This window comes from Actinoplanes sp. NPDC051494 (assembly GCF_044454705.1).
In the GTDB taxonomy this organism is placed as follows: Bacteria; Actinomycetota; Actinomycetes; order Mycobacteriales; family Micromonosporaceae; genus Actinoplanes.
On the sequence record NZ_JBITDZ010000005.1, the window covers coordinates 355,322 to 357,431 of the forward strand.

The 2,110-nt window shown below is 68.6% G+C and carries 1 protein-coding gene; it reads left to right on the plus strand.

The window, feature by feature from the left end; genetic code table 11:
• The first annotated feature begins 202 nt into the window (after positions 1–202).
• Positions 203–1,132, plus strand: a complete 930-nt coding sequence (locus tag ACIA6A_RS20765) for a carbohydrate kinase family protein (RefSeq protein ID WP_396099361.1) — start codon at positions 203–205, stop codon at positions 1,130–1,132.
• Positions 1,133–2,110 lie beyond the last annotated feature (978 nt).

Below are 2,110 nucleotides of genomic sequence, written 5' to 3' on the forward strand. Positions count from 1 at the left end.
CGGAAGGCCGAGCTTGGGTCCTGGCGACCTGAGCGCCGGGCTGGGGTACCGGCTGGGCTCGATCGTTACTGCCTGCGATTCAACTGATCGAACGAACAGGTGTCAATAGCCGTTTGTGCGCGTATGGTGCTCGGGACCCCTTGACGGCGAGCGGATAGGGGGAAACGCGCAATCTGGAATGTTCATATGGACAGGAGACGTCATGGACGTGCTGGTGGTCGGCGACGCCAACCCGGATCTGGTGCTGCGCGGCGATGTGCGACCCCGCTTCGGTCAGGTGGAACAGTTACTCACCGGCGCCGACCTGGTCCTGGGCGGTTCGGCCGCGATCACCGCCGCGGGATGCGCCCGGCTCGGTCTGAGCACCACGCTGCTCACCGCGCTCGGCAACGACATGTTCGGCGCGATCACCCGGCGGCACCTCGAGGACCGTGGCGTCCAGGTACTGCTCGCCCGGCCGGAGACGGACGTGCCCACCGGCCTCAGCGTGATCCTCGCGCCGGACGACGACGACCGCGCGATCCTGACGTTGCCGGGCACCATCCCCACGCTGCGCCCGGAGGACGTGACCGACGAGCACTTGGCGGACGCGCGTCATCTGCACGTGGCGTCGCTCTACCTCCAGCCGGGCCTCGCGGGGGGCCTGGCCGACGTATTCGCCCGTGCACGTGCCGCCGGGGTGAGCACCTCGCTCGACACGAACTGGGACCCGGCCGAACGCTGGGCGTCCATCACGGACATCCTCGCGCACACGGATGTGTTCCTTCCGAACGCCAACGAACTACGCGCGGTCACGGGTGAACAGGATCTGGACATCGCCGCGGCGAAACTGGTCGCCACCGGGACAACAGTGGTGATGAAGAACGGCGCCGCGGGAGCCCGGGCGTGGAGCGCGGACGGAGAATGGTCAGCTCCCGGCCGTACCGTCGAAGTGGTCGACACCACCGGCGCGGGTGACAGTTTCAACGCGGGTTTCCTGGCCGCAAAACTGGCGGGCCTGCCGGTTGCGGAAGCGATCGGCTGGGCCGCGGCGGCCGGCTCGCTGAGCGCCCGGGCAGCCGGCGGAACAGCGGCACAGGCCACCCGGGAGGACCTTGATCCCACCGCTTCCCGCCCCTTTTCCGAGCGGTGAGCGAAGGCCGGGCCGGGGCAGGATTCAGAAGGCTGCCGACGCGGATCCGGGAACGTCGACCCGTTCGCGTGATGAGGCGAGCGTGCATGTCGTGTTCGATGGGGCTCGCCGCTCACTGCCATCGACGGTAGCGACAATGCGTCGGCGGATTCTGGCCGGACAGCTCGCATTCGTTGGGCCTGATGCCCGGTGACCAGCAGCGCCGTACAGATCGCGATGGCAACCGAGGCGGTGGCGACGAGCAACGGGCGGCTGAGGTTACGGCGGAAACGGGGTGCCAGGAACATCTGCAGAATCAGGACAACGGCGCCGACACCGATAATGGTCAGGTGATCGGGGCTGGTCGCGCCGGCGGTGAGCATCGTGTGGTCAACGACATCCGGCGCCGGGGTGCCGCCCGCCTGCCAGGACGAGGCGGTGGGCCAGCAACAGAATGCCGCGATCGGCACCACCCACAACGGTTCATTCGGACCTACCTCGTCGCTCACGGTTGTACGATGCGCCGTTCGTTGCCGCGCGAACGGTTTGTTCACGAAGTCTCGACGGGCGCCGGTCGTTTCTTGACGTGTTCTTCACGCTGCGATCAGCTGGGAACGCGATAAGGGCACGAACGGGCAGTGCGGTTCGCCGGTACGAACAACCAGGCCATCGCGGCCGGCGTTGCAGGGTGAAGCGCGCAAGGGTCCTGCGACGGTCCGCAGACCGGCGTTCTGAGCTTCGACCACGGCCAGCCTCTCCGTCGGCGCGGTACGCGGGCAGCGTCCGGGGCGGCAGCCAGCCGGGGCGTGGTGCTCATCAGCGGTTGCCATGGGGTGACGACAGGAGCAGGCCGGCCCACCGATTAAGAGGACCGGCCCGGACCTGGCCAGGCCGGACCAGGTGCAGGCCGGACCAGGTGCAGGCCGGACCAGGTGCAGGCCGGACCAGGTGCAGGCCGGACCAGGTGCAGGCCGGACCAGGTGCAGGCCGGACCAGGTG

Excerpts from the sequence above, each read along its gene's own strand:
- ACIA6A_RS20765 (WP_396099361.1), top strand. The coding sequence starts at position 203 with ATGGACGTGCTGGTGGTCGGCGACGCCAACCCGGATCTGGTGCTGCGC.